General features: G+C 72.2%; 1 protein-coding gene and 1 CRISPR repeat array. The gene reads right to left on the bottom strand.

Annotated features, from left to right (window positions below; translation table 11 throughout):
- Positions 1–309 precede the first annotated feature (309 nt).
- Positions 310–1,316: direct repeats of the CRISPR family, unit length 29 nt; unit sequence CTGCTCCCCGCGCCCGCGGGGATGGTCCC.
- A gap of 22 nt (positions 1,317–1,338) precedes the next feature.
- A partial coding sequence (locus tag ABT114_RS50375; protein ID WP_351154110.1) for a LexA family protein occupies positions 1,339–1,560 on the bottom strand: 222 nt, incomplete at its 5' end.

Raw genomic sequence — 1,560 nt, forward strand, 5'->3', positions numbered from 1 at the left:
ACTCCAGACCAGTGAAGTCAGCATGATCAAGAGATCGCGGAGTGGCTCACTTTTCATCCGCCGTACGTGGCCCTCGTTTCACCCGTTGCCGACACACGGGGATGGTCCCTCGAGGAACTTCGCCGGCGCGACGAACGTGCCCTGCTCCCCGCGCCCGCGGGGATGGTCCCTCCACCCACTCGAAGTTGCCCATGCTGACGTGCTGCTCCCCGCGCCCGCGGGGATGGTCCCAACGCCAAGATTGTCGGCGTCGGTTGAACCAGGATTCGAGCGACGCCGAGACAAGATCGCCAGTCTCGACGCGGGCAACTGCTCCCCGCGCCCGCGGGGATGGTCCCCCCGGCATCCCGATCCCGGCCGAGGCCACCGACTGCTCCCCGCGCCCGCGGGGATGGTCCCACGCGGAGACCGCCCATGAGCCCGAACCGCACCTGCTCCCCGCACCCACGGGGATGGTCCCTACGGTCACTTCACCTCGATGCGCGTGGACGACTGCTCCCCGCGCCCGCGGGGATGGTCCCGAACTGGATCGGCACCTGCAAGATCCAGGAGACTGCTCCCCGCGCCCGCGGGGATGGTCCCGTCGTGATTGAGTCAACCCCCCACATTGCACCCTGCTCCCCGCGCCCGCGGGGTTGGTCCCGTCCAGTCCTTGGCGTTGCTGGTGATGTGCCACTGCTCCCCGCGCCCGCGGGGATGGTCCCTGCGCCGCAGCCATCGCCGCCTGATGCACCGCCTGCTCCCCGCGCCCGCGGGGATGGTCCCCGCTCCAGCCTCGCGGTGCTGTCGCGGATCGGCTGCTCCCCGCGCCCGCGGGGATGGTCCGGGCCCGGCCTCACCCCGCCACCCAAGCTGACCTGCTCCCCGCGCCCGCGGGGATGGTCCCTCCTACGAGGCCCAGCGCCCCACCCCCAACGGCTGCTCCCCGCGCCCGCGGGGATGGTCCCTTCACGGGCATCGACAAGAGCGCCTACGAGCGCTGCTCCCCGCGCCCGCGGGGATGGTCCCCAGGAACCAGGGCCGGCCAGCAAGGCGGTCACCTGCTCCCCGCGCCCGCGGGGATGGTCCCTCCGATCACTGGACGCGCCAGAAGTGGGAGGCCTGCTCCCCGCGCCCGCGGGGATGGTCCCGAGGCGCCGACAACGAGGTTGGATGCCCCGACCTGCTCCCCGCGCCCGCGGGGATGGTCCCGACGGAATGACCAAGGTGGTCTGGGCGTCGTCCTGCTCCCCGCGCCCGCGGGGATGGTCCCTGGCCGCCGCCGCCGTCGGCGAGCCGGACCAGGACCTGCTCCCCGTGCCTGCGGGGATGGTCCCCCGATGGGTGGCGCAGCGCTGTTCAAGCGCCGTAACTGACAAGGGACGCCGACCACGGGACGCGCGTCGTGAACGGCTCGTACGCGGCGTTGTGCGGGAGGAGCCAGACGTGGCCGTCCTCGCGCTTGAAGCGCTTGACGGTGGCCTTGCCGTCGAGCATCGCGGCGACGATGTCGCCGTTCTCGGCGACCGGCTGGCGGCGGACGGTGACCCAGTCGCCGTCGCAGATCGCGGCCTCGATCAT

The organism is Streptomyces sp. NPDC002088, from assembly GCF_040296605.1.
Lineage (GTDB): Bacteria > Actinomycetota > Actinomycetes > Streptomycetales > Streptomycetaceae > Streptomyces.